Source organism: Oryzihumus leptocrescens (genome assembly GCF_006716205.1).
Lineage (GTDB): Bacteria > Actinomycetota > Actinomycetes > Actinomycetales > Dermatophilaceae > Oryzihumus > Oryzihumus leptocrescens.
This window is the reverse complement of record NZ_VFOQ01000002.1, coordinates 327,036-351,972: the sequence shown is the minus strand read 5'-3', so window position 1 is coordinate 351,972 and position 24,937 is coordinate 327,036. Positions and strand designations below refer to the sequence as shown.

The following is a 24,937-nucleotide window of genomic DNA, read 5'->3' as shown; positions in this document are numbered from 1 at the left end:
GGCTACTTGCTCATGCCGGCGGTGAGCCCGGCGACGATCTGCTTGGTGGCGACGAGGAAGAGCAGGATCAGCGGCACGGTCGCGATGACGAGCCCGGCGAACAGCGCCGACCAGTTGGTGGAGTACTCGCCGAAGAAGCTGGTGAGGCCGACCGGCACGGTGTACTTCTCCCGGGAGCGCAGCAGCACCAGCGGGAAGAGGAAGTCGTTCCAGATCGGCACGAAGCGGAAGACGACGACCGTCGCGACCGCCGGCCTGACCAGCGGCACCATGATCCGCACGAACGTCTGCCACGTGTTCGCGCCGTCGATGGTCGCGGCCTCCTCCAGCTCCGGCGGCAGCTGGCGGAAGAACGTGGTGAGCACGAAGACCGAGAACGGTACGCCGGCCGCGGCGTAGACCAGCATCAGCCCGAGGCGGGAGTCGACCAGGCGCATGCCGTCGAGCAGGTAGAAGACCGGCAGGATCGCCAGGTGGATCGGCAGCATCAGCCCGCTGACGAACACCGACTCCAGCACCGAGAAGATCCGCGAACGGGTCCGGGCCAGGGCGTAGGCGGCCATCGTCGAGACCGCGGTGGACAGCGCCACCGCACCGACCGTGACGAGCAGCGAGTTGAGGAAGTAGTCACCGAAGTGCCCCTCGGTCCAGGCGACCTTGTAGCTGTCGACCGACGGCGGCCACGGCATCGACAGCGGCTTGTTGTAGAGGTCGGCGGTGGTGCGGAAGGAGTTGAGCACCATCAGCACCAGCGGCACCAGCGCGCCGGCGGCGTAGGCCCACAGCGCGACACTTCCCACCAGGCCACCCACCGGGCGCGGCTTGCGCCCGCGCGGCGACGGGCCCGGTATGCCGGTGGGCCGGCTCGCGCGGTCGGTGCTGGGAGCGAGGGTGGTGGTCATCCGGCGATCCGCTCCTCGGTGCGACGCAGCACCCGCGTCGCGATGACGGCACCGCCGAAGATGACGAGGAACAGCAGCGTGGCCATCGCCGAGGACACCCCGATCGCGTTGGTCGAGCCGTTCTCGAAGGCGGTGCGGTAGAACAGCAGCGACATGAAGTCCGTTGCGCCGGCAGGGTTTCCGGTCGACCCGCCCAGGGCGTAGGGCAGCGCGAACGCCTCCATCGCGAAGATGAAGGTCAGCACGCTGACCGTGCCGATCGCCGGGACGAGCAGCGGGAAGACGATCGAGCGGAACGTCTGCCAGTGGCTGGCGCCGTCGACCCGCGCGGCCTCGGACAGCTCCTCGGGCACGCCGCCCAGGGCCGCGCCGTAGAGCAGGACGGGGAAGCCGACCCACTGCCAGGCGCTGACCAGGATGACCACCCACAGCGCGGTGTCGGGGTCACCGAGCCACGGCACCGCGAGGCTGCCCAGGCCGACCTGCCGGAGCAGGGCGTTGACCGGTCCGAACGTCGGCGACAGCAGCAGCGTCCACAGGTAGCCGATGACGATCGGGCTGACCAGGTAGGGCATCGCGTAGAGCGTCTGCAGCGCCCGCCGGGTCCGGGGCCGGCGGTGCAGCAGGACGGCGATGCCCAGCCCGAGGGTGTTCTGCACGACCATCGTCCCGGCGAAGAACGCCAGGTTGTGGCCGAAGGCCCGCGGCAGCTGGCTCCTGAACGGCTCCTGCGTGAAGAGCGCGTGGAAGTTGTCCAGTCCCGCGAAGCCCCCGCGCGCCGTGCCCTGCCACGAGAAGAACGCGTAGCTGAGGGCGGACGCCATCGGGTAGAGCACGAAGATCCCGAAGAGGATCAGCGCGGGGGCGACGAAGAACAGGCCGCTGCGGCGGGTCATGCGCTCACTCTCAGGCCTGGGGCTTGAACCACTGGGAGACGCCGGTCTGCAGGTCCTTGCTGACCCCGGTGGCGTCCTTCTTGCCGAGCAGCAGCTCCTGGACGCCGGTGCCGAGCAGGTCGGTACCGGTGGGGGTCCCGTAGCGGAAGTCGGTCAGCAGCAGGTACGGCGAGGGGTTCTTGGCGTAGGCGTCGGCCATCTGCTTGAGCAGCGGGTCGTTGTAGGTCACGCCGGGGACGGCGGAGAGCTGCTTGACCTTGTCGGCGACGAGCTGGCCGAACTCCTTGGTGGACATCCACTTGACCAGGTCGAGGCTGGCCTTCTGGGCGTCCGACTTCGCCGAGACGCCGAACGAGCCGTCGGCGTAGCCGGGCGTGCTCGGGGTCGACTCGGCCGGGCCGGGCACCTGGAAGACGCCCAGCTTCAGGCCCGGGTTCTGCTTCTGGAAGAAGCCGAGCTCGAAGGAGCCACCGGGGAACATCGCGGCCTTGCCGGAGCTGAACAGGACCTGGGCGTCGGTGTAGGCCACACCGACTGCGCTGTCCGGCAGGTAGGGCTTGAGGTCGCTGATCGCCTTGACCGAGGCCACCCACGCCGGGTCGGCGAAGGTCTTCTGCCCCGACATCACGGCCTTCTCGAAGCTCGCGCCGCCGAAGGTCGAGGCGCCGACGACCTCGTGCACGATTGGCAGGGTCCAGGAGTCCTTGGCACCGACCGCCATCGGCGTCACGCCGGAGGCCTTGAGCTTCTTGTTCAGGTCGACGAACTCGGCCCAGGTGGTCGGCGGCTTCACGCCGGCCTTGGTGAAGAGGTCCTGGTTGTAGAACATCTGCAGCGTCTGCTTGGCCAGCGGCACGGCATACGTCTTGCCGTCCTTGCCCTGGGCGCTCTTGACGACGTTGGCGTCCCAGCCGGACAGGTCGACCTTGCCGTCCAGCGGCACGAGGCTGCCGGCGGCGACGGTCGGCTGGAGCTGGCCGTAGGAGCGGACCTGCGCGACGTCGGGGCCGCTGGAGCCGGCCAGGCCGGTGGTGAGGATCTGGTTGTACTCGGTGTTCTTGAACGCCTTGAAGTCGACCTTCACCCCGGGGTGGGACTTCTCGTAGACGGCGAAGATGTCGTTGTACGCCGCGACGTCCTCGGTCCGCCAGGACCACACCGAGATCGTGGTGTCGCCGCCGGAGCCCGAGCCGCTGGTCGAGGAGCTCGAGGGCGCGCACGCCGAGAGCGCCAGCGCGCCCGCAACCATCGCGACCGCGGCCCAGCCACGTCGGTTCGTCATTGCCATTGCCCTGTCTCCTGTTCGTGTGCCTGCGCAGTGTGCTGGACGGCCCGCAAGGCTGCGGCAACCGACCCGTGGTGTGTCTCGATCGCCTCGCGTGCCCCGTCGACCGGTATGCCGGCCAGCAGGCTCACGAGCGCGGGCTTGAGCTCGCCGTCGGCCGCCACGAGGGCGGACCGGGCGGAGGCCTCGTCGGCGCCGCTGGCCTCGCACAGGATGCGGACCACCCGACCGCGGAGCTTGGCGTTGGTCGCGACGACGTCGACCATGAGGTTGGACCAGGTGCGGCCGAGGCGGACCATGACGGCCGTCGAGAAGCTGTTGAGCACCAGCTTCTGTGCGGTGCCGGCCTTGAGACGGGTGGAGCCGGTGATGACCTCGGGGCCGGTGTCGGGGGCCAGCAGGTGGTCGGCCAGCCCGGCCAGCTCGGCGTGGGGGTTGGCGGTCACCAGCACGGTGAGCGCGCCGCGGGCGCGGGCCGCCTCGAGCGCTCCCCCGACGAACGGGGTGCGGCCGGAGGCGGTCACCCCGACGGCGACGTCGCCGGGGCTCAGCGCGGCCGCCTCGCGGACGCCGAGCGCGGCGTCGTCCTCGACGTTCTCCACCGCACGGATGAGGGCGTCCGGGCCGCCGGCGTGGTGGGCGACGAACAGGCCCTCGGGGGCGTTGAACGTGGGCAGCAGCTCGGCGGCGTCGAGGACGGCCAGGCGGCCGGAGGTCCCGGCGCCGAAGTAGTGCACCGAGCCCCCGGAGCGGAGCCGGGCGACGGTGCCGTCGACGGCGCGGGCCAGCTCGGGCAGGACGTCCGCCACGGCCGGGGCGACGCGGGCGTCCTCGGCGTTGATCGTGCGCAGCAGCTCCAGCGTGCTCATCGCGTCGATCGCGTGCGTGCCCGGGTGACGCTCCTCGGTCGGAGCCGTCACCGAGACCTCGGGAGCTCCGGGCACCGCGTCGTTGATCACGCCCCGGAGGTTACTTTCTCACCAATGGCGCGTCAACGATGTCAATGACTTTCGAGATGGTGTCCCGAGACGGCGCTGCGGGTGGACCGCACGGCCTGCAACGCGTCGGGCAGGTTCCGCTGCGCCACGGCGATGTAGAGGCAGTCCACGACGGTCAGCGCGGCGATCCGGCTGGCGGTGGCGCCCGAGCGCAGGGAGGTCTCGCGGGCCGCGGTGGTCAGGACCAGGTCGGCGGCCCGGGCCAGCGGGGAGTACGGGAAGTTGGTGATGGCCACGGTCGTCGCGCCGCGGGACTTGGCCAGCTCCAGGGCCTCCAGGGTCTCCCGGGTCGTGCCGCTGTGCGAGACGCCCACCGCGACGTCGCCCTCCTGCAGCAGGGCCGCACTGGTCAGGGCGATGTGCGGGTCGCTCCAGGCGAACGTCACCACGCCGATGCGGTGCAGCTTCTGCTGGAGGTCGGCGGCCACGACCGCGCTGGCCCCCGAGCCGCACACGTCCACCCGGCGGGCCGCGGCGATGCACCGGGCGGCCTCGGTGAGGGTCGCGCGGTCGAGCTGGTCGGCGGTCTCCTCCACCGCGCTGGCGTCGGCGAAGGCGATCTTGCGGATGACGTCGTCGACGGAGTCCTCGGCGCTGATGTCGCTCTTGGGCGCCGCGACGGTGCGCGGCTGGGCCGACTCCTCGGCCAGGGCCAGGCGCAGCTGCGGGTAGCCGGGCAGCCCCAGCCGCTTGCAGAACCGCAGGACGGTGGTCTCCGACGTCTCGGCGGCGGCCGCGAGCTCGCTGATCGTCAGCGCGGCAGCGGCACGGGCGTCTGCCAGGACCCGTTCGGCGACACGGTCCTCCGCGGGGGACAGGGTCGGCCGCACGGCGCGCAGGCGCACCAGCAGCGACGTCCCCCCGGTCGGGGAGGTCACGGGCTGGGGGTCCGAAGTGGAGGTCACGACTCGACCCTACGACCTACCGGCTCACCACGGACCAGCCTTGCGCAACAAGGGCATCGGGCCGGCGCTCGGAGTCCAGCAGCACCCCCCGGTCGCCCACGACCCGGACGCCGTCGACGAAGACCCCGCGACCGGCATACAGGGCATCGGTGGCGTAGCGCCACCGCACCTGGACCGGTCCGGCCGGCACCTCGGCGGCCGCCTGCACCCACCGTCGGGTGCCGCTGGTGGCGACCGTGCCGTCGGTGCTGCGGACCTCACCGCGGTCCCGCACGGTGAACGGCAGCGGCGTCCACGTCTGCCCACCGTCGGTGCTGGACTCCAGGGTCAGCGGGTCGCTCTCCTCGGTGTCGACGAAGAGGTCGAAGGACAGCCGGGAGGGGTCGGCGCCGGCCAGGACGGGCGTGGTCAGCGTCGCCGTCGTGGCGTCGGCCGTGCCGCTCCACCACTCGGTCCGCCCGTGCCGGGGCTCGACGCCCAGCGAGAGCGCCAGGCCCTGCGCGATCTCCCGGCGCGCCGGGTTGTTGCTGCCCCAGCTGCGGCTCGGGTGGACCCGGTTGGTCAGCAGGATCGCGAACGAGCGCGACATGAAGTCGATGACGATCGACGTGCCGGTGAAGCCGGTGTGACCGGCGGTGGTCGGGCTGGACAGGCCGGACATGTACCAGCGCTGGTCGAGCTCGAAGCCCAGGCCGTGCGAGTCACCGGGGAAGGCCTGGTTCATGTTGGTGATCATCTGGCGCACGCTGTCCTTGCTCAGGACGCGGTGGCCGCGGTAGGTGCCGCCGTTGAGCAGCGCCTGGGCGAGGACGGCCAGGTCGTGCGCGGTGGAGAACACCCCGGCGTGGCCGGCGACGCCGCCGAGGGACCAGGCGTTCTCGTCGTGGACCTCGCCCTGCACCATCCCGCGCGGCGGGCTGGCCTCGAACTCGGTGGCCGCGGCACGCGCGCGGTCCGTGGGGTTGTAGCCGGTGTCGGTCATGCCCAGCGGTCCGGTGACCCGCTCCCGCAGGACCTGGTCCAGGCCCTGGCCGGCCTGCCGCTCGACGAGGACGCCCAGCGTGATGAGGTTGAGGTCGGAGTAGAGGTAGGTCGTGCCGGGGGCGTGCGAGGGCTTGGCGTCCATCACCATCTGGATCCGGGAGGCCTTGTCGGGGCGGGCGCTCCACAGCGGCAGCCAGGCCGGCAGGCCCGAGGTGTGCGTCAGCAGCTGGCGCACCGTGATGGCGTCCTTGCCGTTGGCGGCGAACGCCGGCAGGTAGGTCGCGACCGGGGCGTCGAGGTCGATCGCGCCGCGCTCGACCTGCTGCATCACCATGATCGAGGTGAACAGCTTGGACACCGAGGCCAGGTCGAAGAGGGTGTCCTCGCGCATCGGCTGCCACTGGTCGCGCGGCAGCTCGGTGCCCTGCGCGTCGGCGTAGCGCAGCGCCCAGCCGCTCGCCTCGGTGCGCACGACGGCCCCGTCGTGGCCCACGAGGGCGACCGCCCCGGCATACAGCGGGTGGGTGGAGCGGCTCGGCTCCTCCCAGCCCCGGATCCGGGCGAAGCTGGCGTCGAGGGGTGCGCGGTCCATGCCGAGCTGCTCCGGGGTGCGCTGCCGCAACACCGTGCCGGCGGGCGCGAAGCCCGTGAAGGGCGCGTCGAACCGGCCGCTGCGGCGGGCGTCGTCGTGGGCGTGCGCGCTCGCGGCGGTGGAGGCGGTCGCGGGGGTGCTGGCCATCAGCGAGCAGCCAACCACGAGGGCGAGCAGGCCGGCGCCGAGGGTGCGTCGTGGGGCCATCGCCGGCTCACGCCCCGGGGTAGAGCAGGTAGGGCCTGCGGGCGCGCTCGAACGCGCTGAGCTCCTGCGCCCAGGCCCCGGTCACGTCGTCGGCGGTGGCGCCCGCGCTGACCATGTCGCGCAGGCGGGTCGAGCCGGTGACCTTGTCGATCCAGTAGGGCCGGGCCGGGTCGTAGCTGTCGTAGCGCCACCCGAACTGGGGGTAGAGGGCCCTGGCCGCGACGAGCATCTCGACGCCGACCCGCAGCGGGTCGAACCGGCGCGGGTCGGTGACCTCGACCTGCACCCCGCCGCAGACGGTGTTGACGAACTTGTTGAAGGTCGGGGTGAAGTAGGCCTCGCGGAAGGCGGTGCCGGGCAGGTCCATCGCACTGAGCCGCTCGGCCCAGCGGTAGTCGACCCACGGCGCCCCGATGAGCTCGAACGGGCGGGTCGTGCCGCGCCCCTCGGACAGCAGGGTGCCCTCGAACATGCCCATGCCCGGATAGACCAGGGCGGTGTCGGGCGTGGGCATGTTGGGGCTGGGCATGACCCACGGCAGCCCGGTGCCGGCATACGGCACGTCCCGACGCCAGCCGCGGACGGCGACGACGGTGAGCTCCGCGAGGCGACCCCCAGCATCCGCCTCGAGGAACTCACCGCCGAAGAAGCGGGCGAGCTCGCCGACGGTCATGCCGTGCGCCTGGACGATCTCCTTGAGGCCGACCCCGCTCTCCCACGGCTTCGTCATCATCGGACCGCGGGCGGTGCCGCCGACCGGGTTGGGCCGGTCGAGGACGACGAAGCGTGCGCCGGTCGCGACGGCGGCGCGCATGGCCGTGTACATGGTCCAGATGTAGGTGTAGAAGCGCGCGCCGACGTCCTGGATGTCGAAGACCACGGTCTCGACCCGGGCCGTGCGGAACATCCCGGCGAGCTTTTCGGCGGAGGCGCCGTAGGCGTCGTAGACGGTGACCCCGGTGCGCGGGTCGGTGCTCGTGCCCTCGCTCGAGCCGGCCTGGGCGGTGCCGCGGAAGCCGTGCTCCGGGCCGAACACCGCCACCACGTTGACGGCGCCGGAGCCGACCATCTCGTCGACGATGCTGCGGCGGTCGCGCAGGATCCCGGTCGGGTTGGTGATGATGCCGACCCGCTGGCCGCGCAGCTCGGACCAGCCGTCGCGGGCCTGGCGCTCCGCACCGGTGGTCACGGTGCCCGGACCGAGGCCGGTGCGGCCGTGGTCGCCGCGCTCGTCGCTGCGGGGGTCGCCGTGGGTGTCACCTGCGGCACGCGCCGCGGCGGCGGACAGGGGCAGTGCGGCCAGGCCGAGCCCGGCGGCGCCGAGCAGCCGGCGGCGGTTGATCTCGCTCATGGTGGAGACGTCCTCGTGGTCGGTGGGTCGTCAGTAGGTGAGGCCGTGGCCGAAGGGGTAGAGGACCGACTGCGGGTCACCCTTGGCCGGGATGTCGACGGGGAGCGTGCCGCTCGGCGCGACCTCGCCGGTGATGAGCCGCACCGCGGACTCGATCGCCACCGGGCTGTAGGAGTAGGTCGCCAGGTAGGTCTTCACGCCCGGCAGGTAGGCGATGTCGTAGGGGTCGCGGACCGCGACGACGATGACCGGCTTGCCGGTGGCGAGCAGCTGCTGGACGAGCCGCTGCTGACCGGCCTTGGGGTCGGTGACCGTGGTGTCCCAGGCCTTCATCGTGGTGACGACGACGGCGTCCTTGTCGGCTGCCGCAGCCACCGCGGAGGCGATGGCCGCGTCGCTGGGCGCGCTGCCGGTCTGGACGGTCTGGGTCGTGGCGCCGCGCCGGGTGAGCCCGGCGGCCAGCGTCTGCGTCGTGCCCACCCCGTAGCCGGTGACGAGCACCTTCTTGCCGCCCGCTGCATACGGCAGGGTCTTGTCGTCGTTGGCGACCAGTGTGCCGGTGCGGTCGGTGACGGCGTCGGCGGCCGCGAGGTGCGCGGGCGTGCCGACGACGCCGGAGACCTTGGCGGGGTCGGTCCACGAGTGGGTGATGACGCCGCGCTTCCACTTCAGCGTGAGGATCCGGCGGACGCTCTCGTCGAGCCGCTTGTGGCTGATCCGGCCGGAGCGCACCGCACCCAGGACCGCGTTGTAGGCGTCGTCCATCGCCGGGGCCATCAGCAGCTGGTCGGCGCCGGCGAGGATCGCGCGCACCGCCACCTCGGCGTCGCCGTACTTGTCGCGAACCCCTTGCATCGCAAGGGAGTCCGTCGTGATGACGCCCTGGTAGTGGAGCTCGTCGCGCAGGATGCCGGTGAGGATCGGCTTGCTCAGCGTCGCCGGGTCACCCGAGGGGTCCAGCGCCGGCACGAGCAGGTGCGCGGTCATGATCTCGTCGACCCCGGCCTTGATCGCGGCCTGGAACGGCGGGGCGTCGATCGTCTCCCACTGCTGGCGGGTGTGGGTGATGACCGGCAGTCCGGTGTGGCTGTCGGTGGCGGTGTCACCGTGGCCGGGGAAGTGCTTGGCCGTGGCCGAGATCCGCCCGTCCTCCTGGTAGCCCTTCACCTGGGCGGTGACCATCTGCGAGACGAGGTCGGTGTGCGAGGAGAACGAGCGCGTGCCGATCACCGGGTTGAGCGGGTTGACGTTGACGTCGGCGTCGGGGGCGTAGTCGGTGGTGATGCCCATGGCCTTGAGCTCCTGGCCGGTGATCGCGGCGGCGGTGCGCGCGTCGTCGGTGGAGCGCCCGGCGCCGAGGGCCATGGACCCCGGGAACTGCGTGGCCGGCGGCCCGATCCGGGTGACCACACCCTGCTCCTGGTCGGTGCCGATGAGCAGCGGGATGTGGGCGCCGCTCTCCCGCGCCGCCTGCTGGAGCCCGTTGGACAGGCCGGTGATCTGCTGCGGGTCCTTCACGCTGTCGGTCCACGCGAAGTAGATGACGCCGCCGAGGTGGTACTTCTTCACGACCTCGGCCGGGCTGGCCACGCCGTAGAGCGGGATGTTGCGGCTGTCGGGCGTGGTCGCGTCGGAGCCGTAGACGTTCTGGACGAAGAGCTGACCGACCTTCTCCTCCAAAGACATCCGGCTCAAGGCCTGCTGCAGCGGGCCGCGGGGACCGTGCTCCTCATGGGCCTGGGCGGGAGCCACGGAAGTGGCCGCGAGGGCGAGGCCGAGACCGCCGGCAAGCGCCGCGGAGACAAGCCGTCGGGACGGGAAGGACTGCGGCATGACGCCTCCGGGATGTCAACGATTCACGAATCGTGGGTTCGCTGCGGAAGTTACTCACGTCACAGAATCGGGGTCAACGGTCGGCGGGCAGCCCTGACCAACCCTTTACCTCACCTCCCCGCGACCCCTCGGTACGCCGCGGCCGCCCCAGGCGTCCTTCAACCTCCGGCCATTGATGACGGCTGAGGCCTGTCAGTGGTCGAATGTATGTTCGAACCATGCATCAGGGGGATCGCCGTCAGGGGGCCGCGGCCAGCGGGGCTGGTGGCGTGCCTGCGGCGCGGTCGGGTGGGGCGGGGTCGGGTGGGGCGGCGGTGTCGTTCGCGGACCGGTTCGCGGTGGTGGATGCGGCGGCGGAGGCGTTGACCGGGCCGGCCGAGGTGGCGCACCAGTGCCAGGGCGCGGATCTCGGGCCGGCGATGGGTCGGCTGGATGTGTTGCGGCGGTTGGTGGACGCGGCCCAGGTCACGGTGCTCGGCGAGGGCCTGGAACGCGGCGAGGTGGCCTCCTCGACCTGTTCAACGTCGGCGGGGTGGGTGTTGGAGTGGGCGCCGTCCTACCGGGCCGGTGGGGCGGGTGACCTGTTCAAGGTCGCGCAGGCGTGCATCGGGAAGCCGGTGGGGGCGGGGGCGGCGCACGTGCTGGACCACGGGTCCGTGCAGCGGCTGCGGTCGTGCGTGCTGGCCGGCCGGGTCGGGGTGCGCTGCGCGGCGGTCGCGCTGACCGAGATGCACAAGCTCGGCCCGCGGTTGACGCCGGCGGCGCTGCCCACGGTGTGGGACGGGTTCCTTCAGGTTGCCGAGGAGGCGGGCCCGCGGGGGGTGCGGGGTTTGCGGGAGTGGATCATCGCCGCCCACGGGCGGGATCAGGAGTTCCAGGTCCGGCAGGACCGGCTCAAGCACGGGGTGTCGTTGTCGGCGGGGCGGGCCGATGACGGGATGGTGGAGTACCAGCTGCGCCTCGACCCCGAGGGGGCGAGCGTGTTGGAGGCGGCGATCGGGCCGTTGTCCGCGCCGAACCCCGTCGACGGGGTCAGCGACCTCAGGAGCAGCGACCAGCGCCGGGGGGACGCCCTGGTCGAGGCCTGCCGCCGGTCCACGGCCGCCGGGGGTGAGGTGTCGGTGCAGACCAAGGCGCAGGTCTTCGTGACCATGGACTTCCAGGACCTCAAGGACGCCTGCGGGTCCGGGACGGTGCTGGGCAACGGCAGCGCGCTGGGCAATGGCACGCTGCTGGGGCCGGAGACGGTGCGGAGGATCGCCTGCGACGCCGGTCGTCCTCGGCACCCAGGGCGAGGTCCTGGACCTGGGCCGGACGAGGCGCCTGTTCACCCCGGCCCAGCTGAAGCACCTGTGGTTACGCGACGGCGGCTGCACCATCCCGGGCTGTCACGCCCCGCCGTGGTGGTGCGACGGTCACCACGTCATCCACTGGGCCAACGGCGGGGCCACCGACGTGTCCAACGCGGCCCTGTTGTGCGGGCGGCACCACACGATCGTCCACCAGCGCGGCTGGACCGCGACCGTGGCCGCGACCGGGGTCACCTGGCACACCTGAGGCCCCCGCCCCGCACCCGGCCCAAAGCGGGCCGGGTCAGCGGCATGCCCGGCCTCATCAGCCCTCAGCGGCGGCGCCGGGCGGTGCCGAACAGGCTCCGGGTGATCTCCCGGCCGATCACCGTGCCGGCCGACCGCAGGACCGACTTGAACATCGAGGACTCCACGACCTGCTCCACCACGGACTCCTGCGGCTTCTCCGCCCGTCGGGGGGCAGGCGCGGGAGCCGAGGGTGCGGGCACCGACGGCGCCGGCTCCTGCTCCGGCGTGGGCGCCGCTGCCAGCCGGGCCTGGAGCTTCTCGTAGGCCGACTCTCGGTCGAGGGCCACGGCATACCGCGCCTGCAGCGGTGAGGCGGCGATCGTCTGCTGCACCACGTCGTCCGCCGACGGCGCCATGAGCGACTGCGGGGCACGCATCCGGGTCCACGCCACCGGCGTCGGGGCGCCACGCTCGGACAGCACCGTGACCACGGCCTCGCCCGTGCCCAGCTGGGTGAGCAGCTCCTCCAGGTCGTAGCCGCTGTGCGGGAACGTTGACACCGTCGCCTTGAGCGCCTTGGCGTCGTCAGGCGTGAACGCGCGCAGCGCGTGCTGCACCCGGTTGCCCAGCTGGGCCAGGACGCCCGGCGGGACGTCCTTCGGCGTCTGGGTCACGAAGAACACCCCGACGCCCTTGGACCGGATCAGCCGCACCGTCTGCTCGATCGCGGCGAGGAACGCCTTGCTGGCCCCCTCGAACAGCAGGTGCGCCTCGTCGAAGAAGAACACCAGCTTGGGCTTGTCCGGGTCGCCGACCTCGGGCAGGTCGTGGAACAGGTCGGCGAGCATCCACATGAGGAACGTGGAGAACAGCGCGGGTCGGTCCTGCAGCGAGGGCAGCTCCAGGCAGGTGACCATCCCGCGACCGTCGGCCGCCACCCGCATCAGGTCCGCGGTGTCGAGCTCGGGCTCGCCGAAGAACACCTCGGCACCCTGGTCGGAGAAGGCGATGAGGTCGCGCAGGATCACCCCCGCGGTCGCCGCCGACAGCCCGCCGAGCTCCTTGAGGTCGGCCTTGCCCTCGTCTGAGGTGAGGTAGCTGATCACCGCGCGCAGGTCCTTGATGTCCAGCAGCGGCAGCCCGTTCTTGTCCGCGAAGTGGAACACCAGACCCAGGCTCGACTCCTGGGTGTCGTTGAGCCCGAGCACCTTGGCCAGCAGGGTCGGCCCGAACGAGGTCACGGTCGCCCGCACCGGCACCCCACGCCCCTGCCCTCCCAGGGAGAGGAACTCCACCGGGTACGCCGAGCCCACCCACTGCTGCCCCACCTCACCCGCACGGGCGGTGACCTTGTCGTTCGCGACCCCGGCACTCGCCATACCGGAGAGGTCGCCCTTGATGTCGGCGAGGAAGACCGGCACCCCCTGGGCGGAGAGCTGCTCGGCCATGAGCTGGAGCGTCTTGGTCTTGCCCGTGCCGGTCGCGCCCGCGACCAGGCCGTGCCGGTTGAGGACGCCGAGCGGGATGCGCACCGGGACCTCCGGATGGGCGGTGCCATCGGTGACGGCGGCACCGAGGTCGAGGGCCGCGCCGGTGAAGGCGTAGCCGGAGCGGATCGTCTCGAGCTGGCCCTCGGCCGGCGTGGCTGCGCTCACGCTTCGACTGTAACGGCGGCCGACCTGTGGCTCTGCCTAAACTGACGCGGTGATCTTCAAATCCGTCGGCGACGGCCGCCCCTACCCCGAGCACGGGAAGCAGTCCGCGAAGGACTGGTCCGACGTCGCGCCGCGGATGGTGCGCCTCGACGAGCTCGTGACCACCAAGAAGGTTCTCGACCTCGGCCTGCTGCTGGCCGAGGACTCCACGTTCTACGGCGACCTGTTCGCCCACGTGGTGCAGTGGCAGGACACGCTCTACCTCGAGGACGGCCTGCACCGGGCCCTGCGCGCGGCCCTGCACCAGCGGCCCGCGCTGCACGCGCGGGTGCTCGTCCTCGACTGAGGCGTCGGTGCTTGACACCCGGCGCGGGCGCGACATGATCGCGGGGTAGCACCCGACCCTGGGGAGGTGGGCGTGACGGACCTCGACGAGGCCGACGTCGCTCTGCCCCGGCGCCGCGGCCGCCGGCGCGCCGCGATCACCCTGACCGTGGTGGCCCTGCTCCTGGTGGGGGCGTTCGCCTGTGCCGGGGCGTGGTTCGAGGGCTGGGTCGGCGACCACCCGGCGAAGCCTGCGGCTGCGCCGGCATGCCCGGCCACCCCGTCGAGCACGCTGACGCCCGCGGACGTCACGGTCAACGTCTACAACACGACCAGCCACAAGGGCCTGGCCGGAGAGACCGCGTCCCGGCTGCGGGACCTGGGCTACCTCGTGGCCACGGTGAGCAACGACCCGCTCCACCAGGTCGTCGCCGGCACCGCGGTGGTCAGGTACGGCCCGAGCGGGGCCGAGGCGGCACGGGTCGCTTCCAGCCTGGTCCGCGGGGCCACGCTGCACCGGGACGGGCGGCCGGACTCCTCCGTCGACCTGGTGATCGGCGCGAAGTTCACCGGCCTGTCGAACACGGCGGCCGCGACCGCCACGGCCGGCTGCTGAGCCGACCGGCACAGGGCGTCACGCCAGGCTGAGGCCGGCCGCCGGCCCGGCCAGGGCACGGGACACGATGCTGGCCGCCGCGGCGAGGTCGGGCAGCACACCTGCGAACCGGCGGTGGTCGGCCTCGACGAGCATGAGCGAGACGTAGGTGTCGGCCGCCTGCCGCCGCCGCAGCCGGTCGAGGGTGAACGGGCTGGCGGCATCGAGCACCTGCTCGGTCAGCTCGACCAGCGCCGTGCGCAGCCGGAACCGGTGCGCCAGGACGGAGGGGTGGGAGCCCAGGTCGCGGAACAGGACCGCCCGCAGCACCCGGGACTTCCGGCCGCCGAGGTCCAGCGCCCGGGCCAACCGCACCAGCGAGCCCTTCAGGTCCCCGCGCCGGGCCACCGAGCCGACCCGGCACAGGGGCGGCTCGGGCAGCCGCTCGGCGATCAGCGCCTCGAGCAGGCCGTCCTTGCGCGGGAAGTAGTAGAAGAGCAGCGCCTTGGCCACCCCGGCCCGTTCGGCGATGCGCGAGGTGGGGGTGGCGTCGAAGCCGTCGCCGGCGAACAGCTCCTCGGCCGCGTCGAGGATGCGGGTCCGGGCGTCAGGCGCACCCGTGCCCGGCACCTCTGGGGCCGATGGTCTGGAGACCGACGCCTCGAGGGCCGATGCCTCGGTCCCCGGTGCCTTGGAGGCCGGCTCCTTGGAGACCGATGCCTCGGGGACCGAGGTCTCGGCAGTCGGGGGCCCGTCACCCGCGCGCGTCCCTGCTTTCCGGGCGCGGTGACGGGCCCGCCCGGTGCCGTCCGTGCGAGCCCGCACCATGGTTCCTCGCTAGTGCGCCGCAGCCACCCCGCCGCCACGGTGGGCGGAGCGGGTCATCTGCAGGTCACGGGCGCCGACGGCGAGGGTGACGATCCCGACGATCCACGACGTCCAGGCGAGGGCTCGGGTGCTCGAGCCGCTGTAGCTCATCACCCAGGGCGCCACGATGAACGCGATACCGAGCACCGCCAGGGCGCCTTCGGAGGACATCATGTCGGGACGGGCCAGGGAGGCGATCGCCACCGCGGCCGTGAGGACTCCGAGGACGACCATGGTCCAGCTCGCCTTGGTCGTGGTCGACGTCCAGATCGGGGACAGGGCCGCGTAGACGCCCGCGACCAGCGCGACGAAGTCCTGTGGATGGGTCCACTTCCTCATGCGGACCAACCACCTTCCTGTGACTGATGGCCCGTCGTTCCGAGGCGGACCGGACACCTCCATGGTGCGCCTGCCTGACCGGTCGGTCAACGGCCACAAAAGGGTTCTGACCTGCAGTTTCACCAAGGTATGCCGGGTGCCCGGGTCAGCCCCTCGGCGCCAGTCCCAGCCGGGCCACGAGGGCCCGGTGGTCGCTGCCCGGCAGGTCGACCACGGTGGTGTCCGTGACGCCGAACGCGTCGTCGACGAGCACGTGGTCGAGGTGCAGCAGCGCCGGCAGCCGGGGCGAGGGGCTGAACGTGCGCAGCAGGCCGCTGCCGGCCAGCTCGGGGGCGTCCCGGAAGCGGGTCCCCATGAGCTCGCGCAGCTCACTGTTGTCCGCCGAGGCGTTGAGGTCGCCGAGCAGCAGGGTGGGCGTCGCGTCGTCGAGCCCGGCGGTGTAGTCGGTGGTGGCCGCGTAGTCGTCCCGGTAGAGCCGGCCACCGTCCAGGACCACGGCCGCGGGGTGCAGGACGCCGACGACGACGGGGCGGCCCCGCAGCTCGATCGTGGCGGTGGGGGTGCGGCTCCAGGTGTGCGACCAGGTCACCGCCGCGACCGGGGTCCGACTCCACAGGCCCGCACCGTCCGCGCCCGGCACCGCCCGCACCGTCCGGTGGCCCAGCTCGCGGTCCAGCCCGGCCCGGTGCAGGGCCGAGAGCGCTTGCGGGGTCAGCTCCTCCAGGGCGAGGACGTCGACCCGGTGGGCGCGGACGGCCGCGACCAGGGCGGCCGGGCTGGCCTCACCCAGCCGCAGGTTGGCCGTCATCACCGTCAGGGGGGTCGCGCCCGAAGCCGGGGCCCGGTCCGGCACCCACAGGGGCACCAGCCAGGCCAGGTTGAGCGCCAGCACCGAGGCGATGGCCGCGGACGCCCGCCACGCCTGCCGCCGCAGCAGGAGGGCGAGGGCCACCGCGAGGGGTGGCACGGCATACGGGGTGAAGGAGGCGGCCGCGACCAGGGCGGGGACCGCATGGTCCCCGAGGAAGCGGACGGCGGTGGGGACGACGAGCACCGCGACTGCCGCGACGGCCAGGACCTTGCGCACCACCACTCCGCTCCCCCGGCGCCAGAAGCCGGGGGCACATCCTCACCCGGGAGGGCCGTCACGCGGTGGCAGCGCGCCGGGGACCAACGACTCTGGCCGCCCCGGGGGCGCCGGGCGACCGTGGCGGCAGACCGCGAGCCGTCGCGGGGCGAGCCCGGGGAGGCGTGATGGGTCTGGAGTCCGTGCCGCGCGACAGCATCGTGGTGGGGGTCGACGGCTCCCCGCACAGCCACGACGCGATCGCGTGGGGCGCCGCCGAGGCGGCGAGACGCAACCTGCCGCTGCACCTCATCCACGTGATGCCCGACCACGAGCACGGCACGCCCGGTCCCGGCGACCCGGACGAGCGGCGCGCCGAGGGGGACGCCGTCGCCCAGGGCTCGATCAGCCGGGCCCGCCTGGCCGAGCCCGACGTCCGGGTCACGGCACAGGCGCCCTACGGGTCCGCGGCGGCGCTGCTGGTCGAGGCCTCGGAGGTCGCCGACACCATCGTCGTCGGCGCCCGCGGGCGCGGCGCCGGAAGATCCGCCGTGCTCGGGTCGGTGTCCCAGCAGGTCGCCATGCACGCGGCCTGCCCGGTCGTGGTGACCCGGGAGCACGCCAGCCAGGACGGGGCGGGGGCCGGCCGGGTGGTGGTCGGCGTGGACGGGTCGGAGCTGTCCAACGCCGCCATCGCCTACGCGTTCAACCATGCGTCGATGACCAACTCCGGGCTCACCGTCGTGCACGCATGGTGGTGGGAGTACGTCGAGGGCGTCCTGGCCGAGTCGCCCTGGGCCGGGGACTGGGAGCAGATCCGCTCCGACGAGGAGGTCGTCGTGGCCGAGTCGCTGGCCGGCTGGCGGGAGAAGTACCCCGACGTCGACCTGGCCGTCCACATCGTCCGCGGCCACCCGGTCGAGCTGCTGGCCGAGGAGTCCGCCGGCGCCGACCTGCTGGTGGTGGGCAGCCGCGGCCGGGGCGGGTTCCGGGGACTGATGCTCGGCTCGGTCAGCCAGGGGGCGCTTCACCACGCCGGCTGCCCGGTCGCCATCGTGCGCAACCGCTGAGCGCCTCGGGCCAGGGCGAAGGGTTCACCACAGCGGGATGTGGAGAACCCTTCACCCCGCCACGGGGCGCCGGGTGATGACCCAGTCGATGAAGCCCGGCCAGTCGCGGACGACCAGGCCGAGCGTGAGGCCCATGGCCGCCGCAGCGGTCGAGGCGGCGAGGGCACGCAGGTGGACGGTCATGGCGACCCCCTTCCGGCGGGTGGGCCCCGGGCGCTGGCCCGGGCTGGTGCGACCCAGCCTGCGGCCCGGCCGGTCATGTCGACCACCGACCCTGGGTGTTGGGCCCGCCCCACCCAGGTGTCGACCCGGCATACCGTGCGCTCCCGGTCAGCCGCCGGCGAACTCGGCCCGCACGCCCACCAGCCGCACCGGTCGGTGGTCGGTGAACATCGCCAGCGCGGCGGCGGCGCCGTCCTCGATCACCGTCGCGTCCAGCGTCGGGCCCGGCAGGGGGTGCCCGTGCGTGTGCGTGGTGAACGGCGCGTAGCGCACCTTGACGGTGACCCGGTCCACCGGCCGCTGCTCGGCCGCCACGTCCTGAGCGACCTGGCGCGCGACCCGAGCCACCTGCGCCTGCACCTCGGCCCAGTCGTCCACGTTCACCTGGAACGTCACCTCCCGGCTGCGGGACCGGGCCACCCACGGTGTGCCGGTCACCCGGGCCCGGCTCAGGCCCCGGCCCAGGTTGACCAGCCACGGTCCGGTCTTCGGCCCCACCTGCGCGGCGAGCGCCTCGGGGTCGGTCTCCGCGAGCTCCGCGACCGTGGTGATGCCGAGACCGGCCAGGCGTTTCGCGGTCTTGGCGCCGATGCCCCACAGCACGTCCGTGGGCCGGTCCCCGAGCAGCCCGAACCAGGAGTCGTGGGTGATCCGAAAGACCCCCGCCGGCTTGCCGAACCCGGTGGCGAGCTTGGCCTGGAGCAGGTTCTGCCCGATGCCGACGCTGCAGTCCAGCCCGGTCGCCTCGCGCACCCGCCGCTGCACCTCACGCGCCAGCGCCTCCGGGTCGTCGGTGCGCACCCCGAGGAACGCCTCGTCCCAGCCGAGCACCTCGACGACGGCGTCGAACGTGCGCAGGGTGTCCATCACCGTGGTGGACGCCGCCTCGTAGACCTCCCGGTCGACCGGGAGGAAGACGGCGTCGGGGCACCGGCGCGCGGCGGTGCGGAGCGGCATACCGGAGTGCACACCGAAGGCGCGGGCCTCGTAGGAGGCGGTGCTCACCACCCCGCGCTTGCCCGGGTCCCCGTCGCCGCCGACGACGACCGGGCGGCCGCGCAGGTCGGGTCGGCGCAGCACCTCGACCGCAGCGATGAACTGGTCGAGGTCGACGTGCAGCACCCACCGCGGCACCGGCTCCATGCCGCGATTGTGGCCCGCGCCACCGGCGGGCGCGGCCCGAACGGGCTCAGTCCTGCGGCGCGAGTGCGCGCGGGACGCAGGGGAAGTAGACCTCGGTGCGCGGGTTGGTCACGCCCGGCTCGTCGAGGTAGCACTCCCACGGGTCGCCGCTGGGTGCCATGCCCTTGGCGACGATCCAGTCCGCGACGGCCCGGTATGCCGCGCCGAGGTTGCCGTAGTCCCCGACGTGGGTCGTGTGGGCGGCCGACCCGGCGGGCAGGGTTGCCGCTTGCACGCGGCCGGTCTCCGTGGGCTCGGCGGAGACGGGGAAGCCGGCCTCGACGTCCCAGCCGCCGTCCTCCGTCGGCCGGTAGCGGCCGAACGGCGGCCCGGTCGGGCGCAGCCCCTGCTCGCCCACGCTGCTCATCACCTCGCCGAAGGCCTGGCCGAGGAAGTCCCCGATCCCGTCGTGCCCGACGCGCGCCCGGACCACGGCGGCCGGCTGGGCGGGCAGATGCACCAGGTCGATCTCGTACCCCATGCGCCCACCCAACCGGTCTCGGCGGGCAGCCGCCACCCCCGAAGGTCCCCCGCGCGAGCGGCTGCCACACGGCGGGGCCCCGTGCACAGCAGCATCACGCAGGTGAGCCGGGGCTGGAGCGCTCAGTCGATGGTCAGGGCGGCCTCCTCGGCGAAGTCCACGCGGATGGCGGCTCGACCCGGCGCAGCGTCGGTCGGCACGGTGACCACGGCCGACACCTTCCCGCGCGGGTCGCTGTCGACCGTGGCCAGCCGGGTCTGCCTCCCGCCCTCCACCAGGTCGATCGTGACGCCGCGCCACGTCCGCGGTGGCACGGAAGGCCCGGGGTGGTTGGTGTCGAGACAGGCGACGGAGAGGTTGATGGTGACCGTGACCTGCTCACCGGGAGCGGCGTGGCTGGAGGAGAGGACCGGCCGCGGAAGGGCACAGCTCTCGTCCGAGCCTGCGGAGCACGCGGCGAGCAGCAGCCACCCTGACAGCAACGCAACGGCCTGGACGCGCGACAACGCACCACCCCCTTCGGACCGGCGGTCGAGCTGTCATCGTCGCACCGCGATACCCGGACGGCCCGGACCTCGGCCGGATTCGACCCGGTGGTCCTGCGTCGGTCCAGCGCGAAGGGTTGACCACACCCTGACGTGGTCAACCCTTCACCCGGAGCCCTATGCCGCGGGGCAGGGCGGAGGGAGCCGTCGTCGCTCCGCTCCTCCTCCCAAATCCCGCGTCTCCCATAAACGACGAGGACCCCGACTGCGTCGGGGTCCTCGTCGTTTGGCGGTGGCGGAGGGATTTGAACCCTCGGTGGACTTCCGCCCACAAACGCTTTCGAGGCGTTCTCCTTAGGCCGCTCGGACACGCCACCGCGCGGAAGGCTACTAGAGACGGTGCCCGGCAAAGAAATCGAGCAGCAGCTGCGAGCACTCGGCCTCCCGCACCCCGCCGATGACCTCGACGCGGTGGGTGGCCCTGCGGTCGCGGACCAGGTCCCACACCGACCCGCACGCCCCCGCCTTGGGGTCCCACGCGCCGAGCACGAGCCGGGCCACCCGCGCCAGCATCAGCGCCCCCGCACACATCGGGCACGGCTCCAGCGTGACGACCAGCGTGCAGTCCTCCAGCCGCCAGGTGCCGAGCTTGGCCGCGGCCTCCCGCATGGCGACCACCTCGGCGTGGGCGGTCGGGTCGCCCTGGGCCTCGCGCAGGTTGCACCCCCGGCCGATCACCTCACCGGTGGGCGAGACGACGACGGCACCCACGGGCACGTCACCGGAGGCCAGCGCCCCCGTGGCGACCGCGAGCGCCTCCCCCATCCACGCGGCATACGCGGGGTCGTGCACTGGACCGCCTCGGAGACTCACACGGTAAGTTTCGCCCATGCGCGTCCACGTTGCCGACCACCCGCTCATCGCCCACAAGCTCACGGCCCTGCGCGACAAGGACACCGACAGCCCGACCTTCCGTCGGCTCGCGGACGAGCTCGTGACGCTGCTGGCCTACGAGGCCACCCGCGACGTGCGCGTCGAGCCGGTCGACATCGTGACCCCGGTCGCGCCCACCCGCGGCATCAAGCTGGCCTCCCCCAAGCCGCTGGTCGTGCCGATCCTGCGCGCCGGGCTGGGCATGCTCGACGGCATGGTCCGCCTGCTCCCGACCGCCGAGGTGGGCTTCCTCGGCATGGTCCGCAACGAGGAGACGCTCGAGGCGACGACCTACGCCAACCGCCTCCCCGATGACCTCTCCGGCCGCCAGTGCTACGTCCTGGACCCGATGCTGGCCACCGGCGGCACGCTCGCCGCGGCGATCCGCTACCTCGTGGACCTCGGCGCCGACGACATCACCGCGATCACCCTGCTGGCCGCCCCGGAGGGCACGGCCAGGCTCGAGGAGCAGATCGCGGACCTCAAGGTGCCGGTCACCATCGTCACCGGCGCCATGGACGAGCGGCTCAACGAGCACGGCTACATCGTCCCCGGCCTCGGCGACGCCGGCGACCGCCTCTACGGCGTCGTCTGAGCCGGCCCTCACCCCCCCCCGAAGGTCCGATCCTGTTGCGCTCGCGTCGCTTCCGCCTGCCCGCGTCCCTGCTCGCCACCACCGGTATCGCGCTCAGCCTCGCCGGGTGCGTCCCCGACGCCCGTGCCCTCCCGGACCCGGGCGCCCCGACGGCGGCAGCCTCGTCCACGGCGGGGCCGGGCGCCGGCGCCCCACGGGTCGGCTCGGGCAGCGCGGTCGCGGCCCTGCGGACGCTGAAGGTCAAAGGCCGCGCACCCAAGACCGGCTACACCCGCGAGCAGTTCGGGCAGGCGTGGAGCGACGCGGTCGACGTCCCCGGCGGGCACAACGGCTGCGACACCCGCAACGACATCCTGCGCCGGGACCTCACCGGCGAGACGGTCAAGCCCCGCACCCGTGGCTGCATCGTGCTCACCGGGACGCTGCACGACCCCTACGGCGGGGCGACCATCGCCTTCCGCCGCGGCAACGGCACCAGCACCCTGGTCCAGATCGACCACGTCGTGGCCCTGTCCAACGCCTGGCAGACCGGCGCCGGGACGTGGAGCGCGACGAAGCGGGCCCAGCTGGGCAACGACCCGCTGAACCTCATGGCGGTCCAGGGCAACCTCAACAGCGCCAAGGGCGACGGCGACGCGGCCACGTGGATGGTGCCGCGCAAGGCGTTCCGCTGCAGCTACGTCGCCCGGCAGGTGGCCGTCAAGGCCCGCTACGGGCTGTGGGTGACCGTGGCCGAGCACGACGCCATGGCCCGGATCCTGGCGACGTGCCCGGGCCAGCCCCTGCCCACCGAGGCCCAGGCCGCCGTCCCGGCGCCCGCCGGGCACTGACGGGAGACGCTCGGGGCGACGCACGTCACGGCAGACCGGGAGGGAGTCGACGGCGCGTCACTGAGCGCCAATTCGTCCGATTTGGCACGATAGGTGCGCTTTACCCGACTGCCGCCTAACAAGGAGTCCCCCATGGTGCGCGCGAAGAAGGTCCTGATCTGGGTCCTCGGCGCGTTCGCGGTCTACGCGATCATCACCGCCCCGACCCAGGCCGCCGACATCGTCCACCAGGTGTGGGAGCTGCTCATGCAGGGCTTCGTCAACCTGGGCCACTTCTTCGACGCCCTGCTCGGCAACAAGTAGCCCGTGGCACGACCGGGCGGCCGCGGGCTGGAGCGCTACCTGCTCGACGGCGAACGCATCGTGGTGGCGATGCACCAGCACTGGGCCAAGGTGGCCGAGCCGGTGGCCTCGGTGCTCGCTGCCCTGGTGGTGGTGACCTGGCTCGACACCGAGCTGCCGCGCGGGGCCGGGCTGTTCGCCGACCTCATCTGGTGGGCGTGGTTTGCCGTGCTCGGCCGGACCCTGTGGCGGCTGGCGAACTGGCGCCATGACTGGTTCATCGCCACCGACAAGCGGCTGCTGCTGACCTACGGGCTGTTCACCAACAAGGTGGCGATGATGCCGCTGGCCAAGGTCACCGACATGTCCTACAGCCGTTCGCTGGTGGGGCGGGTCATGGGCTACGGCCAGTTCCTCATGGAGAGCGCGGGCCAGGACCAGGCGCTGCGCCGGGTGAGCTACGTGCCCCACCCGGACCGCACCTACCGGGCGATCTGCGCCGAGCTGTTCGGCGTCGCGGACCCGGGCGTGGAGGAGACCACCGAGACGGTCGAGGTGCCCGACCCCGACGTGCCGCTGCACCGTCCGATGCACCGCCCGGTCCACCGGGCCAGCGACGACTACTCGCGCGGGATCCCCGTGCACGCCCCGGCCCCGCGCCGGCACCCCGACCCGGGCGACGACACGGGGCCGATCAACCTGCTCTCCGGCGACTGAGCCTCACTCGTCGCCCGCGCTGACCAGGGTCTCCTTGAGCTTGGCGACGGCGAAGCCCCAGCCCTGGCTCAGCTTCGGCTTGGGCGGCACCGCGATCTCGTCGGGGTTGGTCAACACGTCCAGCAGGACCGGGCCAGGCGTGGCGAGGGCGACCCGCACCGCCTCGTCGACCTGGTCGGCCTCGGTGACGCGCACCCCGGTCAGCCCCACGGCCCGGGCGACCGCGGCGAAGTCGGGGTTGTCCAGGACGGTGCCGAACTCCGGCAGGCCGCCCTGCTCCTGCTCGAGCTTGACCATGCCGAGGCGGCCGTTGTCGAAGACGACCAGCTTCACCGGCAGCCCGTGCGACACCGCGGTGATGAGGTCGCCCATGAGCATGGACAGGCCGCCGTCCCCACAGAACGCCACGACCTGACGGTCCCGGTCCAGGGCCGCGGCACCCAGCGCCTGGGGCATCGCGTTGGCCATCGAGCCGAGGTTGAAGGAGCCGAGCAGCCGGCGCGACCCGCGCATCTGCACGAACCGGCTCAGCCACACCGTCGCCATGCCGGTGTCGGACGTGAAGATGGCGTCGTCGGCGGCGTGCCGGTCGATCGCCGCGGCCAGCACCTCCGGCCGGATGCGCTCCTCGGGGTTGTCCAGCTTGCGCCGCAGGAGCCCCTTGGGGGTGCGGTCGTATGCCGGGTCGGCCAACCGCGCCTGCCGCTCCTGCCACTCGGTGAAGGTCTTGCGGGCGGCGTCGAGGTGGCTGCGGTCCGGCTTCGCGGCCACCCGCTGGGTCAGCGCCCGCAACGTCGGCGCGGCGTGCCCGACGAGCGGGAGGTCGACCGGGATCCGGCGCCCGATGTGCTCGGGGCGCACCTCGAGCTGGATGACCGTCTTCCCCTGCGGGTAGAACTCGCGGTAGGGGAAGTCGGTGCCGACCATGAGCAGGACGTCACCGCCCTCGAGGGCCTGCTGGGCGGCCGGGTTGCCGATGAGCCCGGACTGGCCCACCTCGTAAGGGTTCTCGTGCTCCAGACCCTCCTTGGCCTTGAGTGTCAGCACCATGGGCGCGCCCAGCCTCTCCGCGAGGGCCAGCACCTCCTCGCGTGCACCGCGGGCCCCCTGGCCGACGAGCATCGTCACGGCGCCGGCCCCGTCGAGCAGCTCGACCGCCCGGTCGAGGGCCTCCGGCGCCGGCACGGTCTCGGGGTGCTCGTCGACGAACCTCGGCACCGGCGTGTGCTTGGGCAGCTCCAGCCCACCGACGTCACCGGGCAGGGTCAGCACCGCCACGCCCTGTCGGGTCAGCGCCGCGTTGACCGCCTGCTCCACCATCGCGGGGATCTGCTCGACGCTGGTCACGGTGCGGCTGAACTCGGCCACGTCGCTGAACAGCGCGTCGTTGTCGACCTCCTGGAAGAAGTCGCTGCCCAGCTCGGCCAGCGGCACCTGGCCACAGATCGCCAGGACCGGCGCGTGGGACTTCTTCGCGTCATACAGGCCGTTGAGCAGGTGGACCGAGCCCGGGCCGACCGTGCCCATGCACACCCCGAGCCGGCCGGTGAGCTGGGCCTGCGCCGCGGCGGCGAACGCGCCCACCTCCTCGTGGCGCACCCCGACCCACTCCAACCGCTCCTCGCGGCGGATCGCGTCGGTGACGGGGTTGAGGGCGTCCCCGACCACGCCCCAGATGGTCTTCACGCCGTGGTCGGCGAGGGCCTGGACCAGCAGCTCGGCAACGGTGGTCATGTCGTCTCCTTCGGTCGTGCGGGAGTGCAGGACGTGCGGGTCGGGCGCGGGTGAGCCCGCGGGGTCGCC

At 72.8% G+C, this 24,937-nt stretch carries 26 protein-coding genes, 1 tRNA gene and 1 pseudogene; 9 read left to right on the top strand and 19 right to left on the bottom strand.

Annotated elements, in window-relative coordinates; translation table 11 throughout:
• Positions 1–2: 2 nt before the first annotated feature.
• From FB474_RS18785 to FB474_RS18750, 8 genes are read right to left on the bottom strand one after another with little or no spacing between them, the layout of a single operon-like run.
• Positions 3–902, bottom strand: a complete 900-nt coding sequence (locus FB474_RS18785; protein ID WP_141790371.1) for a carbohydrate ABC transporter permease — start codon at positions 900–902, stop codon at positions 3–5.
• Entirely contained in the window at positions 899–1,798 is a 900-nt protein-coding gene (locus FB474_RS18780; RefSeq protein ID WP_141790370.1) for a carbohydrate ABC transporter permease, read from the bottom strand. The genes FB474_RS18785 and FB474_RS18780 overlap by 4 nt, the downstream gene beginning before the upstream one ends.
• Before the next feature lie 10 nt (positions 1,799–1,808).
• Positions 1,809–3,086 (bottom strand): extracellular solute-binding protein, encoded by a 1,278-nt coding sequence (locus tag FB474_RS18775; RefSeq protein WP_246092615.1) that lies wholly within the window; start codon positions 3,084–3,086, stop codon positions 1,809–1,811.
• Positions 3,077–4,042: an N-acetylmuramic acid 6-phosphate etherase gene (locus FB474_RS18770; RefSeq protein ID WP_246092614.1), complete on the bottom strand. Its 966-nt coding sequence runs from the start codon at positions 4,040–4,042 to the stop codon at positions 3,077–3,079. Before FB474_RS18770 ends, FB474_RS18775 begins: the two co-directional genes overlap by 10 nt.
• A gap of 41 nt (positions 4,043–4,083) precedes the next feature.
• Complete coding sequence (locus FB474_RS18765) at positions 4,084–4,986, bottom strand: MurR/RpiR family transcriptional regulator (RefSeq protein WP_141790369.1); 903 nt, start codon at positions 4,984–4,986, stop codon at positions 4,084–4,086.
• A gap of 16 nt (positions 4,987–5,002) precedes the next feature.
• Positions 5,003–6,769: a serine hydrolase domain-containing protein gene (locus FB474_RS18760; protein WP_246092613.1), complete on the bottom strand. Its 1,767-nt coding sequence runs from the start codon at positions 6,767–6,769 to the stop codon at positions 5,003–5,005.
• A gap of 7 nt (positions 6,770–6,776) precedes the next feature.
• Positions 6,777–8,120: an exo-beta-N-acetylmuramidase NamZ family protein gene (locus FB474_RS18755; RefSeq protein WP_141790368.1), complete on the bottom strand. Its 1,344-nt coding sequence runs from the start codon at positions 8,118–8,120 to the stop codon at positions 6,777–6,779.
• Positions 8,121–8,150: 30 nt separating this feature from the next.
• A complete protein-coding gene (locus FB474_RS18750) occupies positions 8,151–9,953 on the bottom strand; it encodes a glycoside hydrolase family 3 protein (RefSeq protein WP_141790367.1) in 1,803 nt (600 codons plus the stop codon).
• Positions 9,954–10,156: 203 nt separating this feature from the next.
• Between FB474_RS18750 and FB474_RS21570 the strand changes: the two are divergent.
• Positions 10,157–11,164 (top strand): annotated as a pseudogene (locus tag FB474_RS21570) (DUF222 domain-containing protein); the annotation flags it as partial.
• Between the two features lie 10 nt (positions 11,165–11,174).
• Complete coding sequence (locus FB474_RS18740; protein ID WP_141790366.1) at positions 11,175–11,510, top strand: HNH endonuclease signature motif containing protein; 336 nt, start codon at positions 11,175–11,177, stop codon at positions 11,508–11,510.
• Between the two features lie 64 nt (positions 11,511–11,574).
• Here FB474_RS18740 and FB474_RS18735 read toward each other — a convergent pair whose 3' ends face one another.
• On the bottom strand, positions 11,575–13,146 hold the full coding sequence (locus FB474_RS18735; protein ID WP_141790365.1) for a helicase HerA-like domain-containing protein: 1,572 nt from the start codon (positions 13,144–13,146) through the stop codon (positions 11,575–11,577).
• 49 nt (positions 13,147–13,195) lie between these two features.
• On the opposite strand from FB474_RS18735, the gene FB474_RS18730 reads away from it, so the two are divergent.
• The gene (locus FB474_RS18730; protein ID WP_141790364.1) at positions 13,196–13,492 is read left to right on the top strand and encodes a type II toxin-antitoxin system VapB family antitoxin; all 297 of its coding nucleotides are present in this window, start codon (positions 13,196–13,198) and stop codon (positions 13,490–13,492) included.
• Positions 13,493–13,564: 72 nt separating this feature from the next.
• Positions 13,565–14,086, top strand: a complete 522-nt coding sequence (locus tag FB474_RS18725) for a LytR C-terminal domain-containing protein (RefSeq protein ID WP_185746266.1) — start codon at positions 13,565–13,567, stop codon at positions 14,084–14,086.
• An 18-nt stretch (positions 14,087–14,104) separates the two neighbouring features.
• On the opposite strand, the gene FB474_RS18720 is transcribed toward FB474_RS18725, so the two are convergent.
• The 3 genes from FB474_RS18720 to FB474_RS18710 all read right to left on the bottom strand — a co-directional run bounded on the left by FB474_RS18720 (position 14,105) and on the right by FB474_RS18710 (position 16,361).
• On the bottom strand, positions 14,105–14,695 hold the full coding sequence (locus tag FB474_RS18720) for a TetR/AcrR family transcriptional regulator (RefSeq protein ID WP_221632678.1): 591 nt from the start codon (positions 14,693–14,695) through the stop codon (positions 14,105–14,107).
• 207 nt (positions 14,696–14,902) lie between these two features.
• Positions 14,903–15,271: an SPW repeat domain-containing protein gene (locus FB474_RS18715; protein WP_141790361.1), complete on the bottom strand. Its 369-nt coding sequence runs from the start codon at positions 15,269–15,271 to the stop codon at positions 14,903–14,905.
• 145 nt (positions 15,272–15,416) lie between these two features.
• Positions 15,417–16,361 (bottom strand): endonuclease/exonuclease/phosphatase family protein, encoded by a 945-nt coding sequence (locus tag FB474_RS18710; protein WP_141790360.1) that lies wholly within the window; start codon positions 16,359–16,361, stop codon positions 15,417–15,419.
• 164 nt (positions 16,362–16,525) lie between these two features.
• Between FB474_RS18710 and FB474_RS18705 the strand changes: the two genes are divergently transcribed.
• On the top strand, positions 16,526–17,407 hold the full coding sequence (locus FB474_RS18705; RefSeq protein WP_141790359.1) for a universal stress protein: 882 nt from the start codon (positions 16,526–16,528) through the stop codon (positions 17,405–17,407).
• Between the two features lie 51 nt (positions 17,408–17,458).
• On the opposite strand, the gene FB474_RS21380 is transcribed toward FB474_RS18705, so the two are convergent.
• From FB474_RS21380 to FB474_RS18680, 6 genes are all read right to left on the bottom strand, one after another.
• Entirely contained in the window at positions 17,459–17,590 is a 132-nt protein-coding gene (locus FB474_RS21380) for a hypothetical protein (protein WP_281286372.1), read from the bottom strand.
• A 147-nt stretch (positions 17,591–17,737) separates the two neighbouring features.
• Positions 17,738–18,772, bottom strand: coding sequence for a DNA polymerase IV (locus FB474_RS18700; protein WP_141790358.1), 1,035 nt, complete (start codon positions 18,770–18,772; stop codon positions 17,738–17,740).
• A 46-nt stretch (positions 18,773–18,818) separates the two neighbouring features.
• The gene (locus FB474_RS18695) at positions 18,819–19,292 is read right to left on the bottom strand and encodes a GyrI-like domain-containing protein (RefSeq protein ID WP_141790357.1); all 474 of its coding nucleotides are present in this window, start codon (positions 19,290–19,292) and stop codon (positions 18,819–18,821) included.
• A gap of 122 nt (positions 19,293–19,414) precedes the next feature.
• Positions 19,415–19,798: a hypothetical protein gene (locus tag FB474_RS18690; protein ID WP_141790356.1), complete on the bottom strand. Its 384-nt coding sequence runs from the start codon at positions 19,796–19,798 to the stop codon at positions 19,415–19,417.
• A gap of 266 nt (positions 19,799–20,064) precedes the next feature.
• Positions 20,065–20,154 (bottom strand) — tRNA-Ser (locus tag FB474_RS18685).
• A 13-nt stretch (positions 20,155–20,167) separates the two neighbouring features.
• Positions 20,168–20,602 (bottom strand): nucleoside deaminase, encoded by a 435-nt coding sequence (locus tag FB474_RS18680; protein ID WP_141790509.1) that lies wholly within the window; start codon positions 20,600–20,602, stop codon positions 20,168–20,170.
• A 64-nt stretch (positions 20,603–20,666) separates the two neighbouring features.
• On the opposite strand from FB474_RS18680, the gene upp reads away from it, so the two are divergent.
• The 4 genes from upp to FB474_RS18665 all read left to right on the top strand — a co-directional run bounded on the left by upp (position 20,667) and on the right by FB474_RS18665 (position 23,134).
• Positions 20,667–21,305, top strand: a complete 639-nt coding sequence (upp, locus tag FB474_RS18675; protein ID WP_141790355.1) for a uracil phosphoribosyltransferase — start codon at positions 20,667–20,669, stop codon at positions 21,303–21,305.
• Between the two features lie 35 nt (positions 21,306–21,340).
• Positions 21,341–22,135 (top strand): HNH endonuclease family protein, encoded by a 795-nt coding sequence (locus FB474_RS18670; protein WP_246092611.1) that lies wholly within the window; start codon positions 21,341–21,343, stop codon positions 22,133–22,135.
• A gap of 132 nt (positions 22,136–22,267) precedes the next feature.
• The gene (locus FB474_RS20880) at positions 22,268–22,438 is read left to right on the top strand and encodes a hypothetical protein (RefSeq protein ID WP_185746265.1); all 171 of its coding nucleotides are present in this window, start codon (positions 22,268–22,270) and stop codon (positions 22,436–22,438) included.
• A gap of 3 nt (positions 22,439–22,441) precedes the next feature.
• Entirely contained in the window at positions 22,442–23,134 is a 693-nt protein-coding gene (locus tag FB474_RS18665) for a PH domain-containing protein (protein ID WP_221632677.1), read from the top strand.
• A 3-nt stretch (positions 23,135–23,137) separates the two neighbouring features.
• Here the strand turns inward: FB474_RS18665 and FB474_RS18660 are convergent, their stop codons facing one another.
• A complete protein-coding gene (locus tag FB474_RS18660; RefSeq protein ID WP_141790354.1) occupies positions 23,138–24,868 on the bottom strand; it encodes a thiamine pyrophosphate-dependent enzyme in 1,731 nt (576 codons plus the stop codon).
• Between the last annotated feature and the right edge of the window lie 69 nt (positions 24,869–24,937).